General features: G+C 35.9%; 36 protein-coding genes. 3 read left to right on the forward strand and 33 right to left on the reverse strand.

Annotated elements, in window-relative coordinates:
* Positions 1 to 6 precede the first annotated feature (6 nt).
* From rplQ to rplC, 29 genes are all read right to left on the reverse strand, one after another.
* The gene (gene rplQ, locus ABID42_RS01335) at positions 7 to 543 is read right to left on the reverse strand and encodes a 50S ribosomal protein L17 (protein WP_323699260.1); all 537 of its coding nucleotides are present in this window, start codon (positions 541 to 543) and stop codon (positions 7 to 9) included.
* Positions 544 to 719: 176 nt separating this feature from the next.
* A complete protein-coding gene (locus tag ABID42_RS01340) occupies positions 720 to 1709 on the reverse strand; it encodes a DNA-directed RNA polymerase subunit alpha (protein ID WP_309913354.1) in 990 nt (329 codons plus the stop codon).
* Between the two features lie 325 nt (positions 1710 to 2034).
* A complete protein-coding gene (gene rpsD, locus ABID42_RS01345; RefSeq protein ID WP_309914672.1) occupies positions 2035 to 2640 on the reverse strand; it encodes a 30S ribosomal protein S4 in 606 nt (201 codons plus the stop codon).
* A 111-nt stretch (positions 2641 to 2751) separates the two neighbouring features.
* Entirely contained in the window at positions 2752 to 3147 is a 396-nt protein-coding gene (rpsK, locus tag ABID42_RS01350; RefSeq protein ID WP_184128614.1) for a 30S ribosomal protein S11, read from the reverse strand.
* Positions 3148 to 3262: 115 nt separating this feature from the next.
* Positions 3263 to 3640, reverse strand: a complete 378-nt coding sequence (gene rpsM, locus ABID42_RS01355; RefSeq protein WP_323257045.1) for a 30S ribosomal protein S13 — start codon at positions 3638 to 3640, stop codon at positions 3263 to 3265.
* 60 nt (positions 3641 to 3700) lie between these two features.
* A complete protein-coding gene (rpmJ, locus tag ABID42_RS01360; protein ID WP_109324399.1) occupies positions 3701 to 3817 on the reverse strand; it encodes a 50S ribosomal protein L36 in 117 nt (38 codons plus the stop codon).
* A gap of 89 nt (positions 3818 to 3906) precedes the next feature.
* Positions 3907 to 4125: a translation initiation factor IF-1 gene (gene infA / locus ABID42_RS01365; RefSeq protein WP_095160735.1), complete on the reverse strand. Its 219-nt coding sequence runs from the start codon at positions 4123 to 4125 to the stop codon at positions 3907 to 3909.
* An 18-nt stretch (positions 4126 to 4143) separates the two neighbouring features.
* The gene (map, locus tag ABID42_RS01370) at positions 4144 to 4950 is read right to left on the reverse strand and encodes a type I methionyl aminopeptidase (protein WP_323257047.1); all 807 of its coding nucleotides are present in this window, start codon (positions 4948 to 4950) and stop codon (positions 4144 to 4146) included.
* Positions 4951 to 4986: 36 nt separating this feature from the next.
* Positions 4987 to 6309, reverse strand: a complete 1323-nt coding sequence (secY, locus tag ABID42_RS01375) for a preprotein translocase subunit SecY (RefSeq protein WP_323257049.1) — start codon at positions 6307 to 6309, stop codon at positions 4987 to 4989.
* Between the two features lie 207 nt (positions 6310 to 6516).
* On the reverse strand, positions 6517 to 6963 hold the full coding sequence (gene rplO / locus ABID42_RS01380; protein ID WP_323257051.1) for a 50S ribosomal protein L15: 447 nt from the start codon (positions 6961 to 6963) through the stop codon (positions 6517 to 6519).
* Positions 6964 to 7044: 81 nt separating this feature from the next.
* Entirely contained in the window at positions 7045 to 7224 is a 180-nt protein-coding gene (gene rpmD / locus ABID42_RS01385) for a 50S ribosomal protein L30 (RefSeq protein ID WP_323257053.1), read from the reverse strand.
* Between the two features lie 87 nt (positions 7225 to 7311).
* Positions 7312 to 7830: a 30S ribosomal protein S5 gene (gene rpsE / locus ABID42_RS01390; protein WP_309913337.1), complete on the reverse strand. Its 519-nt coding sequence runs from the start codon at positions 7828 to 7830 to the stop codon at positions 7312 to 7314.
* 61 nt (positions 7831 to 7891) lie between these two features.
* The gene (rplR, locus tag ABID42_RS01395) at positions 7892 to 8239 is read right to left on the reverse strand and encodes a 50S ribosomal protein L18 (protein WP_184128585.1); all 348 of its coding nucleotides are present in this window, start codon (positions 8237 to 8239) and stop codon (positions 7892 to 7894) included.
* 118 nt (positions 8240 to 8357) lie between these two features.
* Complete coding sequence (rplF, locus tag ABID42_RS01400; RefSeq protein ID WP_367282138.1) at positions 8358 to 8912, reverse strand: 50S ribosomal protein L6; 555 nt, start codon at positions 8910 to 8912, stop codon at positions 8358 to 8360.
* 79 nt (positions 8913 to 8991) lie between these two features.
* Positions 8992 to 9387: a 30S ribosomal protein S8 gene (gene rpsH / locus ABID42_RS01405; RefSeq protein ID WP_184128579.1), complete on the reverse strand. Its 396-nt coding sequence runs from the start codon at positions 9385 to 9387 to the stop codon at positions 8992 to 8994.
* Positions 9388 to 9521: 134 nt separating this feature from the next.
* Positions 9522 to 9791: a 30S ribosomal protein S14 gene (rpsN, locus tag ABID42_RS01410; RefSeq protein WP_109741979.1), complete on the reverse strand. Its 270-nt coding sequence runs from the start codon at positions 9789 to 9791 to the stop codon at positions 9522 to 9524.
* A 106-nt stretch (positions 9792 to 9897) separates the two neighbouring features.
* Positions 9898 to 10452 carry a 50S ribosomal protein L5 gene (gene rplE / locus ABID42_RS01415; RefSeq protein ID WP_323257058.1) on the reverse strand — a complete coding sequence of 185 codons (555 nt, stop codon included), beginning with the start codon at positions 10450 to 10452 and terminating at the stop codon, positions 9898 to 9900.
* An 88-nt stretch (positions 10453 to 10540) separates the two neighbouring features.
* The gene (gene rplX, locus ABID42_RS01420; RefSeq protein WP_323257060.1) at positions 10541 to 10873 is read right to left on the reverse strand and encodes a 50S ribosomal protein L24; all 333 of its coding nucleotides are present in this window, start codon (positions 10871 to 10873) and stop codon (positions 10541 to 10543) included.
* Between the two features lie 14 nt (positions 10874 to 10887).
* Positions 10888 to 11256 (reverse strand): 50S ribosomal protein L14, encoded by a 369-nt coding sequence (gene rplN / locus ABID42_RS01425; protein WP_309913324.1) that lies wholly within the window; start codon positions 11254 to 11256, stop codon positions 10888 to 10890.
* A 69-nt stretch (positions 11257 to 11325) separates the two neighbouring features.
* Positions 11326 to 11589, reverse strand: coding sequence for a 30S ribosomal protein S17 (rpsQ, locus tag ABID42_RS01430; protein WP_184128565.1), 264 nt, complete (start codon positions 11587 to 11589; stop codon positions 11326 to 11328).
* Between the two features lie 86 nt (positions 11590 to 11675).
* A complete protein-coding gene (gene rpmC, locus ABID42_RS01435) occupies positions 11676 to 11861 on the reverse strand; it encodes a 50S ribosomal protein L29 (protein ID WP_323257062.1) in 186 nt (61 codons plus the stop codon).
* Between the two features lie 94 nt (positions 11862 to 11955).
* Positions 11956 to 12381 (reverse strand): 50S ribosomal protein L16, encoded by a 426-nt coding sequence (rplP, locus tag ABID42_RS01440; protein WP_184128559.1) that lies wholly within the window; start codon positions 12379 to 12381, stop codon positions 11956 to 11958.
* A gap of 106 nt (positions 12382 to 12487) precedes the next feature.
* On the reverse strand, positions 12488 to 13375 hold the full coding sequence (rpsC, locus tag ABID42_RS01445) for a 30S ribosomal protein S3 (RefSeq protein WP_323257064.1): 888 nt from the start codon (positions 13373 to 13375) through the stop codon (positions 12488 to 12490).
* A gap of 27 nt (positions 13376 to 13402) precedes the next feature.
* Entirely contained in the window at positions 13403 to 13768 is a 366-nt protein-coding gene (rplV, locus tag ABID42_RS01450; RefSeq protein WP_184128552.1) for a 50S ribosomal protein L22, read from the reverse strand.
* A gap of 74 nt (positions 13769 to 13842) precedes the next feature.
* The gene (gene rpsS / locus ABID42_RS01455) at positions 13843 to 14121 is read right to left on the reverse strand and encodes a 30S ribosomal protein S19 (protein ID WP_184128536.1); all 279 of its coding nucleotides are present in this window, start codon (positions 14119 to 14121) and stop codon (positions 13843 to 13845) included.
* Positions 14122 to 14125: 4 nt separating this feature from the next.
* A complete protein-coding gene (gene rplB, locus ABID42_RS01460) occupies positions 14126 to 14953 on the reverse strand; it encodes a 50S ribosomal protein L2 (RefSeq protein ID WP_323257066.1) in 828 nt (275 codons plus the stop codon).
* A 119-nt stretch (positions 14954 to 15072) separates the two neighbouring features.
* A complete protein-coding gene (gene rplW / locus ABID42_RS01465; protein WP_323257068.1) occupies positions 15073 to 15360 on the reverse strand; it encodes a 50S ribosomal protein L23 in 288 nt (95 codons plus the stop codon).
* Between the two features lie 54 nt (positions 15361 to 15414).
* On the reverse strand, positions 15415 to 16044 hold the full coding sequence (gene rplD, locus ABID42_RS01470; protein WP_323257071.1) for a 50S ribosomal protein L4: 630 nt from the start codon (positions 16042 to 16044) through the stop codon (positions 15415 to 15417).
* A gap of 103 nt (positions 16045 to 16147) precedes the next feature.
* Positions 16148 to 16765: a 50S ribosomal protein L3 gene (rplC, locus tag ABID42_RS01475; protein WP_323257074.1), complete on the reverse strand. Its 618-nt coding sequence runs from the start codon at positions 16763 to 16765 to the stop codon at positions 16148 to 16150.
* A gap of 655 nt (positions 16766 to 17420) precedes the next feature.
* Here rplC and ABID42_RS01480 point away from each other — a divergent pair.
* Entirely contained in the window at positions 17421 to 18170 is a 750-nt protein-coding gene (locus tag ABID42_RS01480; protein ID WP_367282139.1) for a glycosyltransferase family 2 protein, read from the forward strand.
* 20 nt (positions 18171 to 18190) lie between these two features.
* On the opposite strand, the gene ABID42_RS01485 is transcribed toward ABID42_RS01480, so the two are convergent.
* Positions 18191 to 18481 carry a YciI family protein gene (locus ABID42_RS01485; protein WP_367282140.1) on the reverse strand — a complete coding sequence of 97 codons (291 nt, stop codon included), beginning with the start codon at positions 18479 to 18481 and terminating at the stop codon, positions 18191 to 18193.
* A 200-nt stretch (positions 18482 to 18681) separates the two neighbouring features.
* Between ABID42_RS01485 and ABID42_RS01490 the strand changes: the two genes are divergently transcribed.
* Positions 18682 to 19254, forward strand: coding sequence for a Crp/Fnr family transcriptional regulator (locus ABID42_RS01490; RefSeq protein ID WP_367282141.1), 573 nt, complete (start codon positions 18682 to 18684; stop codon positions 19252 to 19254).
* 38 nt (positions 19255 to 19292) lie between these two features.
* On the opposite strand, the gene rocD is transcribed toward ABID42_RS01490, so the two are convergent.
* A complete protein-coding gene (rocD, locus tag ABID42_RS01495; RefSeq protein ID WP_367282142.1) occupies positions 19293 to 20540 on the reverse strand; it encodes an ornithine--oxo-acid transaminase in 1248 nt (415 codons plus the stop codon).
* Between the two features lie 195 nt (positions 20541 to 20735).
* A complete protein-coding gene (locus ABID42_RS01500; protein ID WP_367282143.1) occupies positions 20736 to 20945 on the reverse strand; it encodes a hypothetical protein in 210 nt (69 codons plus the stop codon).
* 56 nt (positions 20946 to 21001) lie between these two features.
* Between ABID42_RS01500 and ABID42_RS01505 the strand changes: the two genes are divergently transcribed.
* Positions 21002 to 21181: a C1orf53 family protein gene (locus tag ABID42_RS01505; protein ID WP_323257086.1), complete on the forward strand. Its 180-nt coding sequence runs from the start codon at positions 21002 to 21004 to the stop codon at positions 21179 to 21181.
* Positions 21182 to 21229: 48 nt separating this feature from the next.
* On the opposite strand, the gene ABID42_RS01510 is transcribed toward ABID42_RS01505, so the two are convergent.
* Positions 21230 to 22312 (reverse strand): hypothetical protein, encoded by a 1083-nt coding sequence (locus tag ABID42_RS01510; RefSeq protein WP_367282144.1) that lies wholly within the window; start codon positions 22310 to 22312, stop codon positions 21230 to 21232.
* Positions 22313 to 22353: the final 41 nt, after the last annotated feature.

The following is a 22353-nucleotide window of genomic DNA, read 5'->3' on the forward strand; positions in this document are numbered from 1 at the left end:
ATTAGATTATTCTTCAGTTTTTTCTTCCGAAGTTTCAGCAGCAGGAGTTTCATCTTCTACTACTTCAGCCGAAGGAACCTCAGCTACTGGTGCAGCTTCGATAGTATCTTCAGTTTTCTTAGCTCCAGAACGACGACCACGACGAGTTTTCACTGCTTTCTCAGCTGTAGCTGCTAATAAAGTTTCGTTGAAGTCAACTAATTCCATTAAGCACATTTCAGCATTATCACCAAGACGATTCGCCAATTTGATAATTCTAGTGTAACCACCTGGACGGTTAGCAACTTTTTCAGAAACAATACCAAAAAGTTCTTTAACAGACTCTTTGTTTTGTAAATAAGAGAATACTACACGACGGTTGTTAGTGCTATCGTCTTTTGATTTAGTAATCAAAGGCTCGATGTATTTTCTTAATTCTTTAGCTTTAGCAGCTGTAGTTTCGATTCTTTTGTGAAGAATCAAAGAAGATGCCATGTTCGATAACATAGCGGCTCTGTGAGGAGCAGTTCTACCTAAATGGTTGAATTTTTTACCGTGTCTCATTGTGTTGTTCGTAAGTTTAAAATGAATCACTTAATTCCCAGCGGAAAGAAGCTATCATTGCGGTTAAGTTAATTCACATCAACTCACCTATTACTACTATTAAAAATTAAAATTTTAGTGCTTACTACATTGTAGCAAACACTAAAATTTTCTAATTACTAAGTAAGTATTGGATATTAATCCTCGTCTAAACGATAACGAGCAACATCCATACCGAAGTGAAGTCCTTTTTCTTCGATTAGTTGTTCTAATTCAGTCAATGATTTCTTACCGAAGTTACGGAATTTCATCATGTCAGAAATTTCTAATCTAGCTAAGTCTCCTAAAGTTCTAACATCAGCTGATTTTAGACAGTTGTAAGCACGAACTGACAAGTCTAAATCTGCTAAAGCAGTCTTCAATAATTTTCTCATGTGAAGCATTTCTTCATCTACCACGTTATCTTCCTCTGCCTTCATAGACTCGAAAGTCATAGTTTGGTCAGAGAACAACATAAAGTGTTGAATCAAGATATAAGCTGCACCTTTCAATGCGTCTTCAGGGTGAATTGATCCGTCAGTTTCAATATCCAAAACTAATTTCTCATAATCCGTCTTTTGTTCAACACGAGTATTTTCGATGCTGAATTTCACATTTTTGATTGGCGTAAAGATTGCATCAATCGGAATGTGTCCAAAAGGAGGTTCTGAGTTTCTAGTTTCGTCTGAAGGAACATATCCACGACCTTTTTCAACGATAATCTCCATCTCAAATTCTTTTGACTCATCTAAATTACAGATAACTAAATCTGGATTTAAGATGTCAAAATAATTTGTAAACTTAGCAATATCGCCTGCTTTTAGAGTGCTTTGACCTTTCACTCTAACATTGATTTTATTCTCAAGGATTTCCTGACTTTTTTTGAATCGAACTTTCTTCAAATTCAAAATAATTTCAGTCATATCCTCAATTACTCCTTCAATGGCTGAAAATTCGTGCAAAACTCCGCCAACCTTTACGCTTGTAATAGCGTAGCCTTCTAATGAAGACAACAAGATTCTACGAAGTGCATTACCGATTGTAACGCCATAGCCTTTTTCGAGTGGCTTAAACTCAAATAACCCGTGAAAGTCGTCAGCTTTTTCCATGACAACTTTATCGGGCATTTGGAATGCTAATATTGACATATTTCGTAGCGTAATTTACCTTGGAATGTGTAAGAATAGAGTAATCAATTCGCAATTTACGAATTAACTCTGTAATTTTAGCATTTAGGGTTACTATTTTTTCGATAAAATCTTGACATTTCAGAAGAAATCATCTATATTACAAGTTTACAGAAAATTTAAGTCCCTTAGAATAAACAATATTAATTATTGTACATCTAATATTGAATAAACACAAAATCAAACAAACTTAGATTTTACAAACAAATATGTAAAATCTAAGTCACAAAGTTTTCAATTAAATTGTCAGAATATTTTTGACCATTTACTCTGTCAAAATATATGATTACTTAGAATAAAGTTCAACGATTGCTTGCTCATTGAAGTTCTCTGGAATATCAGAACGTTCTGGATAAGAAACGAATTTACCAGTCATTGTAGGAGTATCCCATTCTAACCAGTTGAAACGTTTTCCAGCTTTTCCAGCAAGTGAGTTAGAAACTACCTCTAATGATTTAGATTTCTCACGTACACTTACTAATTGTCCTGGCTTAAGAGAATACGATGGAATGTTTACAATTTCACCGTCAATAAGAATATGCTTATGAATAACCAACTGACGAGCTGCACGACGAGTAGGAGCAATTCCTAAACGATAAACAGTGTTATCAAGACGAGCTTCACAAAGTTTCAAAAGGTTTTCACCTTTGATACCTTCTCTTACAGCCGCTTTGTGGTATAAGTTTTCAAATTGCTTTTCAAGGATACCGTAAGTATATTTCACTTTTTGCTTTTCTTTTAATTGCAAAGCATATTCTGAAACTTTACCACGTTTACCTTTACCGTGCTGACCTGGACCATAGTTTTTGCGAGCTAACGCTTTACTTGGACCTAAGATTGGCTCACCAAAACGACGAGCAATTTTTGATTTTGGACCTGTATATCTTGCCATTTCTAAAATTAATAAGTCATCAAACCTCTTTTGTTCGATGAAGTAATTAGGATAAATAAAAGAAAACGTTAATAATTACTAATTAACGTTTCCAGTAAATTTTTAAGAAGATTAAACTCTACGACGTTTTGGAGGACGACATCCGTTGTGAGGAAGTGGAGTAATATCTTTGATAGAGATTACTTCGATACCAGCGTTAGAAATAGTTCTAATTGCTGATTCACGACCTGAACCTGGTCCTTTCACAAAAACATCAGCTTTTTTCATTCCAGCTTCTACAGCTACGGCAGCGCAGTTTGTTGCGGCTGTTTGTGCAGCATAAGGAGTGTTTTTCTTAGAACCTTTGAAGCCCATTTTACCAGCAGAAGCCCAAGAGATCACTTGTCCTTGACTGTTAGTAATAGAAATAATGATGTTATTAAAAGAAGCTTTGATGTGTACTTGACCATGCTGTTCAACTACAACAACTCTCTTCTTTGCTTTGTCTTTTCTTTTAGCCTGTGCCATTGTTAGATTTGTTTTTCAATTCCAGTTTTGAGTTCGTACATTCTCCGAAGAGCAACCTTCTCATCTTAGAACTCGACGAATTAAGAATATTATATCCTTAAACTCAGCCTAATTTTTACTTAGTAGCTTTTTTCTTGTTCGCAATAGTCTTACGCTTACCTTTACGAGTACGAGAGTTGTTCTTAGTTCTCTGACCACGTAATGGAAGGCCTTTACGGTGACGAAGACCACGGTAACAACCGATGTCCATCAAACGCTTGATGTTCAACTGGATTTCAGAACGAAGTTGACCTTCAGTCTTGAATTCTCCAGCGATAATCGCACGAATTGCACTTGCCTCATCATCGTTCCATTCGCCAGCTTTTTTGTCGAAAGAAATATTAGCTTGTGTTAAAATTTTCTGAGCAGTGCTACGACCTATTCCGAAGATGTAAGTCAGAGCAATTTCGCCTCTTTTTTTGTCGGGAATATCAACCCCTGCAATACGAGCCATACTTTTTTAGCTTTTTAGATTTTAAATGAAGGAAGTTTCTCAACTACCCCATGTTAATAATCATCCTTGTCTTTGTTTGAACTTTGGATTTTTTTTGTTAATAACATAAAGTTTTCCGTGACGACGGATTACTTTACATTCAGCACTACGCTTCTTGATAGACGCTTTAACTTTCATTGTAGTATTTAATTAATGTTTCTATTAATTACAGTTTTGCAAAAGCATCGCTAAAGTTTGAATAAACTATCAATTGCCAACTGCCTATTTTACTTGTAACGATACACAATTCTTGCTTTACTTAAGTCATAAGGAGACATTTCTAACTTCACCTTATCACCAGGTAAGATTTTGATGTAATTCATTCGCATCTTACCAGAAATATGGGCAATCACTTGATGGGTATTTTCTAACTCTACTCTAAACATAGCATTTGAAAGAGCCTCAATGATAATTCCATCTACTTCTATTGATGATTGTTTTGCCATAAATTCAATTTGAAAATTTCAAATATTAACGATGTACTCTGACTTAGCGATTACTTCTTCTATAAATTTAAAAGTAGTTAATATATCTGCTTTGTCTTTTTTAATTGCTACTGTGTGTTCAAAATGGGCAGAAGGCTTTCTATCTTGAGTTCTGATAGTCCAGCCATCATTTTCTTGATGAATAGCTTTCTTTCCTTGATTTACCATTGGTTCAATGGCAATAACCATGTTCTCCTTTAGCTTTGCACCATCGCCTCTTCTACCGTAATTTGCTACTTCTGGCTTTTCATGGAGAGATTTACCTACTCCATGTCCAACTAATTCTCTTACAATCGTAAAACCTAATTTTTCACTGTAAGTTTGAATAGCAAAACCAATATCACCAATTCTTTTTCCTAGTACTGCTTGTTCAATGCCTTCATACAATGATTCTTTTGTAGTTTTCAATAAACGAAGAGTTTCTTCATTTACATTCCCGATAGCATAAGTATAAGCACTATCAGCGTGAAAACCATTTTTGAATACACCACAATCAATTGAAACAATATCTCCGTCTTTTAACTGATAATTATTAGGAATTCCATGAACAACTACATCATTTACAGAAATACATAAAGATGCTGGGAACTTGTTTCCGCTTACATTATAATTAAGAAACGAAGGAATACTATTGTTATCTTTAATAAACTCGTAAGCTACTTTATCTAACTCTTTAGTCGTCACACCTGGTTTTATCATTTTGGCAACCTCTGCATGAGTTTGACCAAGTATAATACCATTTGCTCTAATTACTTCTAAATCGCTATTTGTTTTTAAATAAATCATTCTTATTGCGCTTAGGAATTTAAAATCCTAAAATTATTACTGAGCAACCGCCTCTGTTCTACCTTTTACTCTACCTGATTGCATCAATCCTTCATATTTACGCATCAATAAGTAACTTTCTATTTGTTGTAAAGTATCTAGCACTACACCAACTAAGATAAGTAAAGAAGTTCCTCCAAAGAAAGATGCAAAACCACGAGTAATTCCGAATAAACTTGCTAAAGCTGGAAGGATAGCGATTAATGCTAACATAAAAGCTCCTGGTAGTGTAATTCTATCTAAAATATCAGCGATGAAAGTAGATGTTGCTTCACCTGGTTTAACACCTGGAACAAAACCACCACCTCTTTTCATATCATCAGAAATTTGTGTTGGATTAATTGAAATTGCCGTATAGAAAAATGTAAATACGATAATCAAGAAAGCAAATAACAAATTGTATTCTAATGAAGTGAAATCACTAAATTTTTGAGCAATTGATTGAGCAAATTCACTTTTTTCTGCAAAAGAACCTGCTAATAATCCCGGAACAAACATTAAAGCTTGTGCAAAGATGATTGGCATTACACCAGCAGAATTAAGTTTTAAAGGAATATACTGACGTTCACCTCCTACTGATGAAGTTCTGTTACCAACTACTTGTTTAGCATATTGAACAGGGATTCTTCTAACTGCTTGAGTAACCATTACAGCACCCATTACAACGAAGAAAAGCGCTACAATTTCTATTACAAATAATAAAGCACCTGACATACCACGAGACTGAGCTTCACCGATGATTGAGCCTGGGAAACGAGATACAATACCAATCATAATTAGCATTGAAATACCGTTACCAACACCTTTATCAGTAATTTTCTCTCCTAACCACATACAGAACATTGTTCCAGCAATCAAGATAATCACAGCAAATAAACGGAAAGACCACGCACTTACGATAATGGCATCAGCAGGGATTGTTGTTTGTAAATAAGCAGTTGCTTGAGCAGCAGTAACAAAAATAGTTAAAACTCTAGTAATTTGATTTAACTTTTTTCTTCCTGATTCTCCATCCTTTTGCATCTTCTGAAAATATGGCAATGCAATTGTTAACAATTGAATAGCGATAGAAGCAGAGATGTAAGGCATGATACCTAACGCAAATATAGAAGCATTGTTAAATGCTCCACCCGAAAACATATTCAATAATCCTAATAAACCGCCTTCTCCTTTTTGTTCTAATTTTGCAGCATCAATACCTGGTAAAACAATATAAGAACCTAAGCGAAAAAAGGTGATAAACAACAGAGTGTTAAGGATTCTACCTCTTAGCTCCTCTATTGAGAAAATGTTTTTGATAGTGTTAATAAACTTGTTCATGCTATCTGTTTAAATAATCGTCAAATAATGAATGAAAACTGAAATTGTTCAACTTTTTCTTTAATCACAAATCTGTTGCCAGTTTTTACACGATTACTCAAATATTTCTGTTGCCTATCTAATTAATTTGAAAATCGGGATTTTGAAAAATGAATACCTACAAAAATATAAAAAAGATTTTCAGTATCAAATTTTCATAATTTCAAACTACCCCACAATTGCTTTACCTCCTGCTGCTTCGATAGCAGTTTTGGCAGATTCAGAAAAACCTTTTACTGTTACTTCTAATGCAGAAGTTACCGCACCACGTGACAAGATTTTCACTAAATCATTTTTAGAAACTAATCCATTATTGTAAAGCACATCATGATTGATTACTGTTACGCCAATAGCATCAGCTAAAGCTTGTAAAGTATCAAGGTTAATAGCCTTGTATTCTACACGATTGATATTTTTAAATCCGAACTTAGGAACTCTACGTTGCAAAGGCATTTGACCACCTTCAAAACCAGCTTTACGAGAATAACCTGAACGAGACTTTGCACCTTTGTGACCACGAGCAGAAGTTCCACCTAAACCAGAACCAGCACCACGACCAACTCTTTTTCTAACTTTTGTTGAGCCTTCAGCAGGCTTTAATGAAGAAAGATTCATTGTATTTTTTGTTAAATGTTTGCTAAACGCTACTCCCCTGTGGAGCAACTCGCTTATATTAATGAGCTTAACTCAGTAATATTAGATAGTTTCAACTACAATCATGTGTTGAACAGCACGAATCATACCTTGGATTGCAGGATTCACCTCTACTTCAACGCTTTTGTTCATCTTACCCAAGCCTAGTGCTTGCATAGTACGTTTTTGAACTTGTGGACGTCTGATTGTACTCTTTACTTGTGTAATTTTTACCTTTGACATGGCTTATTTGAATTGTGAATTCTGAATTATGAATTGTGAATTATTATTGACTTCATATCTCATAATTCAGATTTCATATCTCTTATCTTATCCGTTGAATACTTTTGCTAAGGAAACGCTTCTTTGGAAAGCAACTGTATGTGGATTTCTCATTTTCACAAGAGCATCAACTGTTGCTTTTACCACGTTGTGTGGGTTTGAAGAACCTTTAGATTTAGCTAATACGTCATGCACACCAGCAGATTCTAATACAGCACGCATTGCACCACCAGCGATTACTCCAGTACCCGGAGCTGCAGGCTTCAACAATACGAAACCACCTGAGAATTTACCAATTTGTTCGTGTGGAACAGAATTTTTCAATAAAGCTACTTGGAATACGTTTTTCTTTGCATCCTCAATACCTTTAGCGATAGCATCAGTTACTTCATTAGCTTTTCCTAATCCGAAACCTACGATACCTTTTCCGTCACCAACTACAACGATTGCAGAGAAGCTGAAACGACGTCCACCTTTTACTACTTTCGCTACACGATTGATAGCAACAACTTTTTCTTTTAATTCGCCTTCGTTAACCTTTATTGGCTTTGATATTAATTGCGACATTTTTTCTGAATTTGAAAATTTGTGAATTTGAAAATATATAAAATACTGTCAAATTAACTAATTAGAATTTAAGACCACCTTCTCTTGCACCATCAGCAATTGCTTTTACACGACCATGATACAAGTATCCGTTACGATCGAAAACAACCGCTAAAATACCAGCCGCTAATGCCTTCTCTGCGATTTTTACTCCTACTTGTTTAGCATTATCGACGTTACCATTAGCTAAGCCTAGTTCCTTTGTAGAAACTGCTGCTAATGTATGTCCTTGAACGTCATCAATAATTTGTGCATACACACCTGTGTTTGAACGAAACACAGATAATCTTGGCTTGGTAGCTGTACCAGAAACCTTTGCTCTTATTGATCGTTTTATGCGTAATCTTCTTGAATCTTTTTGCGTAGCCATTGTAATATTTGTATGTTTTGTGGATTACCGACCCACGATTTCAATTTGAAAACTTAATAATTTGAATATTTGAAAATCAAACAAAACTCTCAAATATTCAAATATCTTCAAATTATGATTATTTTTTACCACCAGTTTTACCAGCTTTTCTACGAATTTGCTCACCAACAAAACGAATACCTTTACCTTTGTAAGGCTCAATTTTACGTAATGAACGAATTTTCGCTGAAACTTGGCCAATTAATTCTTTATCAATTCCTTCTAAAGTTACTTTAGGGTTTTGACCTTTCTCCATTGCAGTTGTCACTTTCAATTCGCTAGGAATTTGAACAAATACAGCGTGAGAATATCCTAAACTTAACTCAAGAATATTTCCTTGATTAGATGCTTTGTAACCAACCCCAACAATTTCCATCTGAGATTTATATCCTTCACTTACACCAATAACCATGTTATTGATTAAAGAACGATACAAACCATGAAGAGCTTTGTGACGTTTTTGTTCAGTAGGACGTTTAACTGCAAGTTCAACACCTTCTACTTCAACGATAATATCTGGATCAATTGTACGCTCCAAAGTTCCTTTAGGACCTTTAACCGATACATGATTTTTATCAATCGTTACAACAACTCCCGCTGGCAACGTAATGATTTTATTACCAATTCTTGACATAATTGTTAATTGTTTTGCTTAAATGGAAGTCAACAAAATCAAAAGATTAAATTGAAGCTTCTTTCAGCGTTAAGAAATATTAATAAACGTGGCAAAGTACTTCACCACCTACGTTTAACACACGAGCTTCTTTGTCGGTGATAACCCCTTTTGATGTCGAAAGAATTGCAATACCTAAACCATTCAATACACGTGGCAACTCAGTTGCACCTTTGTATTTACGTAAACCTGGCTTAGAAATTCTTTCTAATTTAACGATTGCCGACTGCTTAGTAACCGGGTTATACTTCAAAGCAACTTTGATGGTACCCTGAACAGTTGTATCGTCAAATTTATAGTTTTGAATATATCCTTTATCAAAAAGCACCTTAGTGATTTCCTTTTTGATGTTAGAAGCAGGGATTTCAACGATTCTATGGCGTGCCTTGATGGCATTTCTCAATCGTGTTAAGTAATCTGCTATTGGATCTGTCATTGTTTTCGATATTTGAAACGAACCCTTCCTGAAAAGGCTCGCAAAATTACGGAATAAAAATTAAGAAGACAAGTTAATTGATAATTAAAATAAATCTAATTACTTAATTATCAATTATCTGAAGTCGTTTGATATTACCAGCTTGATTTAGTTACCCCTGGAATCAACCCATCAGAAGCCATTTGGCGGAAAGTAACACGGTTAATACCGAACTTACGCATATAACCTCTTGGGCGTCCTGTAAGCTTACAACGGTTGTGTAAACGAACTGGTGAAGCATTTTTAGGTAACTTATCAAGTCCTAAATAATCTCCAGCTGCTTTTAAGGCTGCACGCTTTGCGGCATACTTAGCAACTGTTGCTTCTTTTTTTCTTTCTCTTGCTTTTACTGATTCTTTTGCCATTTGTGTTGAGAATCTTTATTTGTTATCGGTTATCTGTATCCGTTATCGGTAAATGTTATTTAGAAAATAATATCAATAATAACAGTTCACAGATAACTTGAATCAATTACTTCTTCTGATTTGAGAAAGGCATTCCCATTGCTGATAACAATGCGTTCGCTTCTTCGTCAGTTTTTGCGGTAGTTACAAAAGTGATATCCATACCAGAAATTTTATTTACTTTATCAATAGAAATTTCAGGGAAGATAATTTGTTCTTTAACACCTAATGTATAGTTACCACGACCATCGAATCCTTTGTCCGATACTCCTTTGAAGTCACGTACACGTGGAAGTGATACAGTCATCAAACGGTCAAGAAATTCGTACATTTTTTGTCCTCTCAACGTTACTTTAACACCAATTGGCATGTTTTCACGTAATTTGAAGTTCGAAATTGCTTTCTTAGAAATTGTTGCAACAGCTTTCTGTCCAGCGATAAGAGTGATTTCTTCAACACCCGTATCAATCAATTTCTTGTCAGCCACAGCAGCACCAATACCTTTGTTGATTACAACTTTAGTAACTTTTGGAACTTGCATTACTGATTTGTATTGAAATTTCTCCTTTAAAGCAGGAACGATTTCATTTACATACTTATCTTTCAGTCTTGTAGTTGTCATTTTATGAAAATTTATGTGGATTTCCGACCCACTTTTTCAATTTGAATAGTTATTGATTATATACCATAACTATTTATTTGAGATTTAATTAAATGAATTTTCCTGTTGCTTTCGAAAATCTCTGCAACTTTCCTTCTTCGTTCAATTTACGACCAGTACGAACTGGCTTACCATTTTCAGCGATTGCCAAATTTGAAATGTGAATAGAACCTTCACGTTTCTCAATACCACCTTGCGGAGTATTAGCATTTGGTTTTACGTGTTTTGTTTGAAGATTCACACCTTCAACAATTGCACGGTTCTTATCAACCAATACTTTTTTGATTACGCCTGTCTTACCTTTTGAGTTTCCAGCGATAACGATAACTGTATCACCAGATTTGATGTGCAGTTTTGGCTGCTTATTAAACTTTCTTTCCATGATACGAATTATGATTAAAGCACCTCTGGGGCTAATGAAACGATTTTCATGAAACCTGCATCACGTAATTCACGTGCTACTGGCCCGAAAATACGAGTACCACGTGGCTCGTCGTTGGCATTCAACAAAACGGCTGCGTTATCCTCGAAACGAATATATGAACCGTCTTTACGACGAATCTCTTTTTTAGTTCTTACTACTACGGCTTTAGAAACCGTACCTTTCTTCATATTTGATGATGAAAGTGCTGATTTAACAGTCACTACAATTTTATCACCAATTGAAGCGTATCTTTTTCCTGTACCGCCCAACACACGGATAACTAGAACTTCTTTAGCTCCTGAGTTATCTGCTACGCCGAGTCTTGATTCTTGCTGTACCATTTTATGATTGGAATACTGATTTTAACGAAAAATTTAACTTCTTAATAATATTGATTGTTGGGAAGGAAATTATTTCGCTTTCTCGATAACTTCAACTAATCTCCAACGTTTATTTTTTGAAAGTGGACGAGTTTCCATCACTTTCACTGTATCACCAATACCACATTCATTGTTCTCATCATGAGCCATCAACTTTGAAGTTTTTTTCATAAACTTACCATAAAGTGGATGTTTTACTTTTCTTTCTACGGCTACAGTGATTGATTTATCCATCTTGTCGCTCACTACACGCCCTACTCTGATTTTTCTCAGATTTCTTTTTAATTCTTCCATCGTTGGATTTTTTAATTGTTGTTACACGATTGACCTCAAGCGTTATGTTGATGAGGTCTGTTATAATTACTTTTCAGTAATTCGATTTATTTCGCTGCTGAGATAGCAGTTTCCAATCGAGCGATAACTTTACGAGCCTCACGGATACGTAATGGATTTTCAATTGGAGAAATAGCGTGAGCAAACTTTAGGCGAGCTAAAGCCTCTTTTTCAGAGGCTAAAGTACTTACTAATTCTTCTGCGCTTAATTTTTTGATTTCTGCGTTTTTCATGACTTTGATTATGAAATATTATAATCTGAATATTAATTAATTGATTTGACAAACTTTGGAAAGCCATCAAATCATAACTAACCAAATTTTCAAATTACTGTGCTTCTTGATAATCTCTACGCACTACGAATGAAGTACGAAGTGGCAATTTTTGAGCTGCTAAACGAAGCGCCTCTTGTGCCAATTCTAAAGGTACACCAGCCGATTCAAACAAAATTGTTCCTGGCTTGATACGTGCCACCCAGTATTCTGGAGCACCCTTACCTTTACCCATACGTACCTCTGCTGGTTTCTTCGTAATAGGTTTGTCAGGGAATACACGAATCCAAACTTGACCTTCACGTTTCATGGCACGAGTTACTGAAATACGAGCCGCTTCAATCTGACGAGCAGTGATGCGTCCTGGTTCCAAAGCTTTGATAGCGAACGTACCGAAATCAAGTTCATGACCACGAGTAGCGTTTCCTTTAATCCTACCTTTTTGTTGCTTACGGAACTTGGTTCTTTTTGGTTGTAACATTTTCTTATTAAGTCTATGGGTCGGTGGTTTCAAGAATTAAGAAAATGAGTTGTTAAAAACACTCTTCTCTTATATTTACTACTGACCACTGACGAGAATTTACGAATTATCTCTTACCACCCGCTGGTTTGTTGCCACCGCCAGGACGATTTCCGCCAGGTTTGTTAGCTCCGCCACCACGGTTGTTATTGTTGTTATTACGACGTTGTGCATCGTCACGACCACCAGCACCGCCACGGTTGTCACGTCCACCACGACCTTTACGATCGCCATCTTCGCCACGTCCACCACGGTTATTACCTCCACGAGCATCCGCTCCACCAGCAGCTTGTTGAGCAGCCATTCCAGCATTTGGAGATAAATCACGCTTACCATAAACTTCACCACGGAAAATCCATACTTTGATACCGATTTTTCCGTAAACAGTTAATGCTTCAGAAATTGCATAATCGATATCTGCACGAAGTGTGTGCAAAGGAATACGACCTTCTTTGTATCCTTCAGAACGTGCCATTTCAGCACCTCCTAAACGACCTGAAAGCTTCAATTTGATACCTTGAGCACCTACACGCATTGCTGATGCGATAGCTTGCTTCATAGCACGACGGAATGAAATACGAGCTTCTAATTGTTGTGCGATAGCCTCACCAATTAATTTAGCATCAATCTCAGGACGTTTGATTTCAAAAATGTTGATTTGAACATCTTTGCCTGTGATTTTCTTTAATTCTTCCTTGATTTTATCAACTTCTTGACCACCTTTACCAATTACAACGCCCGGACGAGCAGTATTGATAGTCAAAGTAATTCGCTTTAAAGTACGCTCAATGATTACCTTAGAGATTGCACCCTTTGGAATACGTGCGGCAACATATTTACGAATTTTATCGTCTTCAACTAATTTATCGGCAAAACTCTTACCACCATACCAGTTAGAATCCCAACCTCTGACGATACCAAGTCTAAAACCAACGGGGTTTATTTTCTGTCCCATTTTTTGATATTTAGATTTTTTCTCTAATTATTCTGTGATTATTGTTGGTGCGGTTGCTGAAGCAACTACAAGTGTAATGTGGTTAGAACGTTTCAAGATTCTATGACCACGACCTTGTGGAGCTGGACGCAAACGCTTTAATGAGCTACCGCCATCTACTGTAACGGTTTTAACGTATAAGTCAGCATCTTCTAACTTTACATCCTCATTTTTATTTTGCCAGTTAGCGATAGCCGAGAGTAACAATTTCTCTACATGTCTTGCGCCAACCTTAGGCTCGTATTTCAAAATACCGAGAGCCTTATTTACTTTCTGACCTCTAATCATGTCTACCACGATTCTCATTTTCTGAGGTGAAGTCGGAACATTATTTAACTTAGCTACTGCTTCCATTTTTTTGAATTATGAATTTTGAATTTTGAATTATGAATTGATATTAAGTAATCCATAACTCATTATTCATAATTTTAACGTTTGCCTTTATCTTTTTTTGCCGTGTGACCTCGGAAGTTGCGTGTTGGAGCAAATTCACCCAATTTATGACCTACCATATTCTCTGTCACAAATACTGGAATAAATTTGTTTCCATTATGCACTGCGAAAGTGTGCCCAACGAAATCAGGTGAAATCATCGAACGACGTGACCAAGTCTTAATAACTGACTTTTTTCCTGATTCGGTCATGACTTGCACCTTGTTGTCAAGGCGGTAGTCAATATAAGGTCCTTTTTTTAATGAACGTGCCATCTACCTATTTTTTCTTTCTACTGATGATTAGACGATTTGATTGTTTCTTCGGCGTACGAGTTTTCTTACCTTTCGCTAATAAACCTTTACGTGAACGAGGGTGACCTCCTGATGAGCGACCCTCACCACCACCCATTGGGTGATCGACTGGGTTCATCACTACACCACGAACTCTTGGACGGCGACCTAACCAACGATGACGACCTGCTTTACCCATTACGGTATTCATGTGATCACTGTTAGATACCGAACCTACTGTTGCTAAACATCTTGACAATACCATACGCATCTCACCTGAAGGCAATTTTAACGTAGCATATTTGCTATCACGAGCTAACAATTGTGCATAAGTACCTGCAGAACGAGCCATTTCAGCACCACCACCTGGACGAAGTTCAATTGCGTGAACAATTGTACCTGTTGGGATATTTGCTAATGGAATAGTGTTACCTACTTCTGGTGCTGCTGTAGCACTTGAGATTACTTTCTGTCCAACAACGATTCCTGCTGGAGCGATGATGTATGCTTTTTCGCCATCGACATATTCGATAAGAGCGATACGAGCTGTACGGTTTGGATCGTATTCAACTGTTAAAACTGTTGCTTCAACATCGAATTTGTTACGGAAGAAATCAACTAAACGATAACGACGTTTGTGACCCCCACCGATATAACGCATGGCACGGTGTCCATCTGCATTACGACCACCTGTTCTTTTTACTGGGGCTAACAAAGGCTTGTACGGCTTTGAGGCTGTTATTTCCTCGAAAGTCGCAGCAATCCTGTGGCGTGAGCCCGGGCTTGTTGGTTTTAATTTTCTAGTAGCTGCCATTTCTGTGCTTTGTTCAATTTATCGGGATGAACTCCCATAGTTAAGTAATTTGAAGATTTGATAACTTGAAGATGAAATCGAATTCCAAATTTTCAAATTAGCTTAATTCAAATTATAATTTAAATTCCGTCATAGAAATCGATTACTTCACCTTTAGCGATAGTAACGATTGCTTTTTTGAATGTCGAAGTAATACCAGAAGTAACTTTAGTTCTAGTACTTCTTGATTTCTTCTTACCAAATTGGCGAAGTGTGTTTACAGCCGTAACTTCAACACCGTACATTTTCTTGATTTCTTTAGCAATCTCGATTTTGTTAGTCTTGTTTGCTACTTCGAAAACGTACTGACCGCCTTTCTGTAAGTCCTGAGATTTCTCAGTAAGAATTGGTCTTTTGATAATGCTCATTTTCTTATTTTCGTTATTTATTATCCGTTATTGCTATTCGCAATTAACCAATAACTAATTACTAAAAGATGATTCGATTTTTGAAATTGCTCCTTCTACGATAAGCAATTTTGTTGCGTTAACTAAGTCATAAGTGTTAACTTGTCCTGTTGAAGCAATTTTCGTTTTTGGAAGATTACGACCTGACAAATAAACATTTTGATCTTCTTCTGGCAAGATTAACAATGTCTTAGTATCGTTTAAAGACAATGCGTTCAACAATGCTAAGTAAGATTTAGTTTTTGGAGCATCGAAAGAGAATCCTTCTAATACTGTTACTGAACCTGACTGTACTTTAGCTGCATAAGCTGATTGGCGAGCCAATGATTTCACTTTCTTGTTTACTTTGAAAGAGTAATCTCTTGGAACTGGACCAAAAATACGTCCACCACCTTTCATCAATGGAGATTTTGCTGAACCAGCACGAGCACCACCTGTACCTTTTTGTTTTTTAATCTTGCGAGTAGAGCGAGAAACTTCTGCTCTTGGTTTCGCTCTGTGAGTTCCTTGACGTTGGTTTGCCAAGAATTGCTTCACGTCTAACCAAACTACGTGTTCGTTTGGCTCGATGCCAAAGATTTCGTCAGAAAGAGTTACCTTTTTGCCTGTTTCTTTGCCTTGTATGTTTAAAACTGATAATTCCATTTGTCTAATTTGAAAATTTGAAAATTGAAAATTTGAAAATTGATAACTACTGATATTTCAAATCACTATAAAGAGTTGATTTATATCTTTCAAATTTTCAAATCTATTTTTCAAGAATAACGTAAGAGTTTTTCGCTCCTGGGATTGAACCCGACACTACGATTAGGTTTTTCTCTGCATAAACTTTCAATACTTGTAAGTTTTGAACTTTTACACGGTTACCACCTGTACGACCTGCCATGCGAATACCTTTGAATACACGAGATGGGAATGAACAAGCTCCAATTGAACCTGGGTGACGACCTCTGTTGTGCTGACCGTGAGTTTGACCTCCAACCCCTGCAAAACCGTGGCGTTTAACAACCCCTTGGAAACCTTTACCTTTTGAAGTACCAATTGCATCTACGAAGTCACCTTCTACGAACAATTCTGCTGAGATAACTTCACCAAGTGAAAGCTCATTTTCGAAAGATCTAAACTCAACGAGTTTTTTCTTTGGAGTAGTTCCTGCTTTTTTGAAGTGACCTAAAAGAGGTTGCGTTGTGTGCTTCTCTTTTTTCTCGCCATAGCCTAATTGAATAGCACTATAACCTTCTTTTTCTACTGTTTTTACTTGCGTTACTACACAAGGACCGGCTTCAATCAGCGTACAAGCGACAGCAGAACCGTCAGCGTTGTAGAGGCTGGTCATACCGATTTTCTTTCCGATAATTCCAGACATTTTATTAGAATAAAACGTTAAATAATTGATTGTAAATGAACGAGTTACGACAAAACCCCAACTGGGAACGTAAAACGGACTGCAAAGGTCGGGATTTAATTTGGTATAACAAAATCTATACTAATTAATTCACGAATAAAAATTTGCGACAGAATTGAAGTAAAGCTACAAGATGTGCACGTATGCAGACGAAGAGACGGAAAAGACCGTATTGCGTTGAAAAACGAAACGTTTCTTGTGTAGCTTAATATTTACAATACAGACTGGGCATTCAGTTTTGCATTAAAATATCAGTTCTGACACTGTTGCAAGTAAACTTGCGGTAATTTGAATTAGGAGGTTTAGCGTTTTGCCTATTTCTGTATTTTTTTATTGAGTTCTGCCAACCCATATAAAAACAAAGAAAACGCTCTCTCTTAATTGGACTGCAAAATTAGAGGATTCTTTTTGAATTACAATGAGTTAAAGAAAAAATATTTAAATTATTTTACATTTTTTTTACAATCAAAATATGACTTTGTTGTATGTTCCCTTTTTGAATTTTTCTCCTCATTTCTTGTAGCTGATTTATCCTGAGAAAAGACTGAACATTTCGTTGTTTTTTTTGACGAATAAAATTATCCTTATCTTTGTAATCTTAGCAAAATAGCCCTTTATGAAAATTTCTATCATTACAGTTTCCTTCAATAGCGCTGCCACTATTCGCCAAACCATTGAAAGTGTTTTAGCACAAGATTACCCAGCACTTGAGTACATCGTGGTTGATGGTGCATCAAAAGATGGTACGGTAGAAATTTTAAAGTCGTTTGGAGATAAAATAAAATTTATTTCAGAACCCGACAAAGGTATTTACGATGCCATGAATAAAGGCGTAAAAATGGCTACAGGAGAAGTAATTGGAACAATTGGTGGAGATGATTTTTATCCTAATAATCAAGTTATCAGCAATGTAGCAAAAACATTTCTTCAATACCAGACAGATGCGATATATGGTGACATCCAGTTTATTAATCCAGATGACATCTATACAATCGTTCGCTATTGGAAATCAGGTGAGTACTCAAGAGAAAACTGGTTGAATGGCTGGATGCCTCCACACCCTTCTTTCTATATAAAAAAAGCTGCATTTGAAAAATATGGATATTTCGTAACTGATTTTACTTGTTCTGGTGACTATGAATTTATGCTAAGAATGCTTTACAAAAAGCATTTGACGGTTCAGTATTTACCCCTTACGCTTATGACGATGAGAAATGGAGGTACAAGTACAGCCTCTTTGAAACATCGCTACAGGGCAAATATGGAAGATAGAAGAGCATGGAGAATTAATAATTTAAAGCCTCATTGGTACACTTTATGGATGAAGCCACTTTCTAAAATCGCACAATTATTTAAGAAAGGATAGGAAACTTCCTACCTTTCCATTTACACATTGGCCACTCTGAAAGGATGCACTTCTGTTTGTTGCCAAACGCCCATTGTATTGTAAGGGTCGTTATTGAACCAATCTTGAAATGCCGTTTCTGTTTCAAATTGAACAATCATGGTTGAACCTATCATTTGTCCTGATTCATTCAGGATTGCTCCTCCTAATAAAAAGTTTCCGTTTTCTTTTAATTTTCTGACACATTCCAAATGATGTGGGCGGGCTGTCATTCTACGGTTTTGTGCTTCGGCATCGCTTCCGTCAAAAGCGTTAATTACATACTGTAACATTTTATTTATGGTTTTTGATGTGACTTTATGAAGGTATTTATGTCATAACAAACGATTGAATAAATCGCAGATAATCAAGATACCTAGCTAGTATTAATTATCTGAATTTATTTCATTTATATTGAACAATTATTCTGTATTAAAGTTTATTGTTTAATCCTTATCCAAAGCCAAATATAAAAATATACAACCACATCAACATGAGAGATAATTTAATCGCCTTCGTGCGAAAGTACGTTGATTTTTCTGATGAAGATCTTGATTTAGCTCAACCCTATTTTACTGACATCACACTGAAAAAAGGAGAGTTTTGGGTAAAAGAAGGAGAATATAATGCTGACGTTGCTTTTATCAACAAAGGCATGGTACGTTCTTATTTCATCAAAGAAAAAGTTGACATTACCTTCGACCTTACCATTGAAAATCAAATCTTTTCAAATACTACTTCTTACTCTTTGGGCTTACCGAGTACTGAATATATTCAAGCAATTGAAGATTGTGATTTGTGCGTCATTACGAAAGTAAATTTGCATCTCCTCTATGCTCAATCTCCAAAGTGGGAACGTCTTGGTAGAATAATTTATGAAAATTACACTGTTTTACAGGAAATGAGGGTTCGTTCTTTTATTTCAGAAACAGCCAAGGAGCGTTATGAGATATTATCAAAAACAAAACCTGAACTTATCAGGCGAACGCCACAGATTTACTTGGCAAATTATTTAGGCATTACACCTCAGTCATTAAGTAGATTAAGAAGAGAAATTACTCGATAAAAAATAGGCTCACCGAAATTCGGCGAGCCTATTTTTTATTACTCCCAATTCAACACTACTTTTTCAATAATATCACAGGCTTCATTCATTTGTGCTTCTGTGATAACCAAAGGTGGAGCAAAACGAATTTTGTTTCCATGTGTTGGTTTGGCTAATAAACCGTTTTCTTTAAAAGCTACACATAAATTCCATGCGGTCTCGCTTTCTTCATCGGTATTGATTTCTATGGCATTTAATAAACCTTTTCCTCTGACCAATCTAATTAAATCTGAACGCTGGGCAATTAACTTTGTCATTCTCTCACGAAACAATTCTCCCATTTTCATGGCATTGTCGGCTAGGTTTTCATCTTTCACGACTGATAATGCTGCCATCGCAACGGCACAAGCCAATGGGTTTCCTCCATAAGTAGAGCCATGTTCGCCTGGTTTGATGGTAAGCATAATTTCATCTCTACAAAAAACGGCCGACACTGGATAAGTACCGCCAGAGAGTGCTTTCCCTAAAATTAAAATATCTGGTTGAAAATCTTCATAATCGCAAGCTAAACGTTTTCCTGTGCGGGCAATGCCTGTTTGTACTTCATCTGCAATGAATAATACATTTTTCGCACGACACATTTCATAGGCTTTTTTCAAATAACCTTCGTCTGGTACTACTACTCCTGCTTCGCCTTGAATCGGCTCAACCATAAATCCTGCTACATTTGGGTCTTTCAAAATCTCAGCTAAAGCATCTAAGTCATTATAAGGAATGATTTCATAACCCGGCAAAAGTGGACCATAATCAGCATAGCTTGATGGGTCGGTTGAAGAAGAAATCGCTGCCAAGGTTCTTCCCCAAAAATTGCCTGCGGCATAAACCGTTTTAGCTTGATTTTGTGGAATGCCTTTTACTTTATAAGCCCATTTACGAGTAAGTTTCAGGGCGGTCTCCCCTCCTTCTACGCCTGAGTTCATCATCAATACTTTGTCGTAACCGAAGTATTCACAAAGGAATTTTTCACAAATACCTAGCTGGTCGCTATAAAAAGCACGAGAAGTAAGTGTAAGTTTGTGTGCTTGTTCAACTAAAGCTTGAACAATTTTTGGGTGACAATGTCCTTGATTTACCGCACTGTAAGCTGAAAGGAAATCGAAATATCTTTTATTTTCTACATCCCATACAAATACGCCTTCTCCTTTTTGAAGGACTACTGGCATTGGATGATAATTATGTGCGCCGAAACGGTTTTCTAATTGCATGGCTTTTTCTGATGCCGATGCGCTTGAAATTTGTGCTGTCATTTTTGGAATTGGTGATTGAGTGAATTGTGAATGAGTGATTTAAAAATCTCAATTCAGTATTAATATTACTAGCTTTTAAAATGCTTGTTTAACCAATAATTTGCTGTAGTGGCAACCCTTGCGGTTGCCTCGCATGAAACGGCAACTGCAAGAGTTGCCACTACAAATTACCCTTTAAAAACAGATAACAATTTTTCAATCATTCAATCCAGACAAACCAATCACGTACAGAATTAGTACAAATACAGAAAGAATACGATGAATTTTACAGAAGTGACCATACAATGAGCTTGTCGTAAACACACGGTTACTGATATGCTTGTTGAAGCCTATCGCTGAACGTTGGTATTTAGGATAAAAATCATTCATGTTTGAAGAAACGCTATTCTTTTTTTGAATACGCATAATCCAAATTTACAAAGTATTGAACATTTTACAAAATTGAGGGTTGATTTAGTAGTATGAAGAAAACAAACGAACAAAACGATAATAATCGACAAGGATTAACAGCAGAAGACTTTTACTTAAATGAAAATGGCTTTATGGTTTTTACAGAAGCCTATCATTTAAAAAGAGGTTATTGTTGTAAAAATGGCTGTAAACATTGTCCTTATGGTTTTAAAAAAGGAAATAGTGTCTAAAGATTTCTCTCTTAAACACTATCTCTTTTATTCAGGATACGATTACACTTATTTCAGTTTTTGCAATGTTATTTGAAGTGAATCACTTCCCATCTTAGCCAACATCAGCATTTGTTGAGGGTCTTCTAATTGAATCAGTTTTGCAGTCAGTACTTCTATTTTTTCAGGGCTTTGTTCAAACGTTAATTTGATTTGCTTTTGAACATTATCAAAATCGTAATGCCCTATTTTACGACGATTACTTCGATTAAATTCTAATACACAAACATCTCCAATATCAAAATAGATTTTAGTAAGAGTAGAGTCCATGATACATGAATCCACATTAATTGCTTTATTATTGACTTTAAGCGATTTTACATCATAAGAACCTATCAAAATCTCATTTTGCTTTGGCTCATTTTCAAGGCGATAAACAAAGAGTAAGGCAAAAACAATAGCCGAAAATCTTACTATATTTTTGATGGGATTATTACTCACACTTAGGCTTGCATCATCCTCATTTTTCTGAAAAAAGAAAAGCATTAACTTATCCCATTCCAATAACAAAAAATATAAAACACCCATCACTAGCACAATAGACTGCATCAATGCCCCACCATTCATCTCATAAAAAACATTGATTAATAAAATATTAAGCATGACGGGCAACAGCACAAATAAACCCAACATCTGTGTTTTACGAAACAGGAACAGCAGAGAACCAACAATCTGCATACTTGCTACAATACAAGCAAAAGGATAGGAATGTCCAAAATAAAACCAAGTAAGCCACTCGCCCGACTGTTGGCTCATTGGTATATCTGCAATATGCTGAGGAACCACAAATTGTTGTCCAAAGATTTTTTTCCATCCAAAACTCGCTACATTAAAAGCTAAAGCATAGCGAATGAAATCTAATATAAATTGTGACTTTTGAGGTAAATCTTCCTCTTTACTTTTGGTCTTAAAATACCAAACAATGGCGTAAATGATTGAAGCAAAAAAACATAGTCCTGCTAAACCAAATACCATTGCAGGACTAATCCAAATAGGTCTTTTGTCTCTGCCAACTAGTAAAACGTCAGCCGATAAAGTAATGCCTAAGATAAAACAGGCAGCAAACTTCTGAAAAAATGATTTGAGTTGCATAAGTGAAATGAGTATTAAAAATTAGAATTTAGGGCAAAAAA

It is taken from the genome of Arcicella rosea (genome assembly GCF_040543805.1).
Taxonomy (GTDB): Bacteria; Bacteroidota; Bacteroidia; order Cytophagales; family Spirosomataceae; genus Arcicella; species Arcicella rosea.

Excerpts from the sequence above, each read along its gene's own strand:
- rplR (WP_184128585.1), bottom strand. The coding sequence starts at position 8,239 with ATGGCTACGCAAAAAGATTCAAGAAGATTACGCATAAAACGATCAATA.
- rpsK (WP_184128614.1), bottom strand. The coding sequence starts at position 3,147 with ATGGCACAGGCTAAAAGAAAAGACAAAGCAAAGAAGAGAGTTGTTGTA.
- rpsC (WP_323257064.1), bottom strand. The coding sequence starts at position 13,375 with ATGGGACAGAAAATAAACCCCGTTGGTTTTAGACTTGGTATCGTCAGA.
- rplC (WP_323257074.1), bottom strand. The coding sequence starts at position 16,765 with ATGTCTGGAATTATCGGAAAGAAAATCGGTATGACCAGCCTCTACAAC.
- rplP (WP_184128559.1), bottom strand. The coding sequence starts at position 12,381 with ATGTTACAACCAAAAAGAACCAAGTTCCGTAAGCAACAAAAAGGTAGG.
- rpsN (WP_109741979.1), bottom strand. The coding sequence starts at position 9,791 with ATGGCAAAAGAATCAGTAAAAGCAAGAGAAAGAAAAAAAGAAGCAACA.
- rplN (WP_309913324.1), bottom strand. The coding sequence starts at position 11,256 with ATGGTACAGCAAGAATCAAGACTCGGCGTAGCAGATAACTCAGGAGCT.
- rocD (WP_367282142.1), bottom strand. The coding sequence starts at position 20,540 with ATGACAGCACAAATTTCAAGCGCATCGGCATCAGAAAAAGCCATGCAA.
- rplQ (WP_323699260.1), bottom strand. The coding sequence starts at position 543 with ATGAGACACGGTAAAAAATTCAACCATTTAGGTAGAACTGCTCCTCAC.
- rpsD (WP_309914672.1), bottom strand. The coding sequence starts at position 2,640 with ATGGCAAGATATACAGGTCCAAAATCAAAAATTGCTCGTCGTTTTGGT.
- secY (WP_323257049.1), bottom strand. The coding sequence starts at position 6,309 with ATGAACAAGTTTATTAACACTATCAAAAACATTTTCTCAATAGAGGAG.
- ABID42_RS01510 (WP_367282144.1), bottom strand. The coding sequence starts at position 22,312 with ATGCAACTCAAATCATTTTTTCAGAAGTTTGCTGCCTGTTTTATCTTA.
- map (WP_323257047.1), bottom strand. The coding sequence starts at position 4,950 with ATGATTTATTTAAAAACAAATAGCGATTTAGAAGTAATTAGAGCAAAT.
- rpmD (WP_323257053.1), bottom strand. The coding sequence starts at position 7,224 with ATGTCAAAGGTAAAAATTACACAAGTAAAGAGTACAATCAGACGTCCA.
- ABID42_RS01485 (WP_367282140.1), bottom strand. The coding sequence starts at position 18,481 with ATGTTACAGTATGTAATTAACGCTTTTGACGGAAGCGATGCCGAAGCA.
- rpmC (WP_323257062.1), bottom strand. The coding sequence starts at position 11,861 with ATGAAAAACGCAGAAATCAAAAAATTAAGCGCAGAAGAATTAGTAAGT.
- infA (WP_095160735.1), bottom strand. The coding sequence starts at position 4,125 with ATGGCAAAACAATCATCAATAGAAGTAGATGGAATTATCATTGAGGCT.
- rplW (WP_323257068.1), bottom strand. The coding sequence starts at position 15,360 with ATGAGCATTATCAAAAGACCAATTCTTACTGAGAAATCTCAGGACTTA.
- rpsM (WP_323257045.1), bottom strand. The coding sequence starts at position 3,640 with ATGGCTCGTATTGCAGGGGTTGATATTCCCGACAAAAAAAGAGGCGAA.
- rplD (WP_323257071.1), bottom strand. The coding sequence starts at position 16,044 with ATGGAATTATCAGTTTTAAACATACAAGGCAAAGAAACAGGCAAAAAG.
- rplO (WP_323257051.1), bottom strand. The coding sequence starts at position 6,963 with ATGAATCTTTCTTCATTAAAGCCTGCTGAAGGCTCAACAAAAGTTAGA.
- rpsE (WP_309913337.1), bottom strand. The coding sequence starts at position 7,830 with ATGTCGCAATTAATATCAAAGCCAATAAAGGTTAACGAAGGCGAATTA.
- rplE (WP_323257058.1), bottom strand. The coding sequence starts at position 10,452 with ATGACAACTACAAGACTGAAAGATAAGTATGTAAATGAAATCGTTCCT.
- rplB (WP_323257066.1), bottom strand. The coding sequence starts at position 14,953 with ATGGCAGCTACTAGAAAATTAAAACCAACAAGCCCGGGCTCACGCCAC.
- rpsQ (WP_184128565.1), bottom strand. The coding sequence starts at position 11,589 with ATGGAAGAATTAAAAAGAAATCTGAGAAAAATCAGAGTAGGGCGTGTA.
- rpmJ (WP_109324399.1), bottom strand. The coding sequence starts at position 3,817 with ATGAAAGTTAAAGCGTCTATCAAGAAGCGTAGTGCTGAATGTAAAGTA.
- rplX (WP_323257060.1), bottom strand. The coding sequence starts at position 10,873 with ATGGAAAGAAAGTTTAATAAGCAGCCAAAACTGCACATCAAATCTGGT.
- ABID42_RS01480 (WP_367282139.1), top strand. The coding sequence starts at position 17,421 with ATGAAAATTTCTATCATTACAGTTTCCTTCAATAGCGCTGCCACTATT.
- rpsS (WP_184128536.1), bottom strand. The coding sequence starts at position 14,121 with ATGGCACGTTCATTAAAAAAAGGACCTTATATTGACTACCGCCTTGAC.
- ABID42_RS01500 (WP_367282143.1), bottom strand. The coding sequence starts at position 20,945 with ATGCGTATTCAAAAAAAGAATAGCGTTTCTTCAAACATGAATGATTTT.
- ABID42_RS01340 (WP_309913354.1), bottom strand. The coding sequence starts at position 1,709 with ATGTCAATATTAGCATTCCAAATGCCCGATAAAGTTGTCATGGAAAAA.
- ABID42_RS01505 (WP_323257086.1), top strand. The coding sequence starts at position 21,002 with ATGAAGAAAACAAACGAACAAAACGATAATAATCGACAAGGATTAACA.
- rplF (WP_367282138.1), bottom strand. The coding sequence starts at position 8,912 with ATGTCAAGAATTGGTAATAAAATCATTACGTTGCCAGCGGGAGTTGTT.
- ABID42_RS01490 (WP_367282141.1), top strand. The coding sequence starts at position 18,682 with ATGAGAGATAATTTAATCGCCTTCGTGCGAAAGTACGTTGATTTTTCT.
- rplV (WP_184128552.1), bottom strand. The coding sequence starts at position 13,768 with ATGGAAGCAGTAGCTAAGTTAAATAATGTTCCGACTTCACCTCAGAAA.
- rpsH (WP_184128579.1), bottom strand. The coding sequence starts at position 9,387 with ATGACAGATCCAATAGCAGATTACTTAACACGATTGAGAAATGCCATC.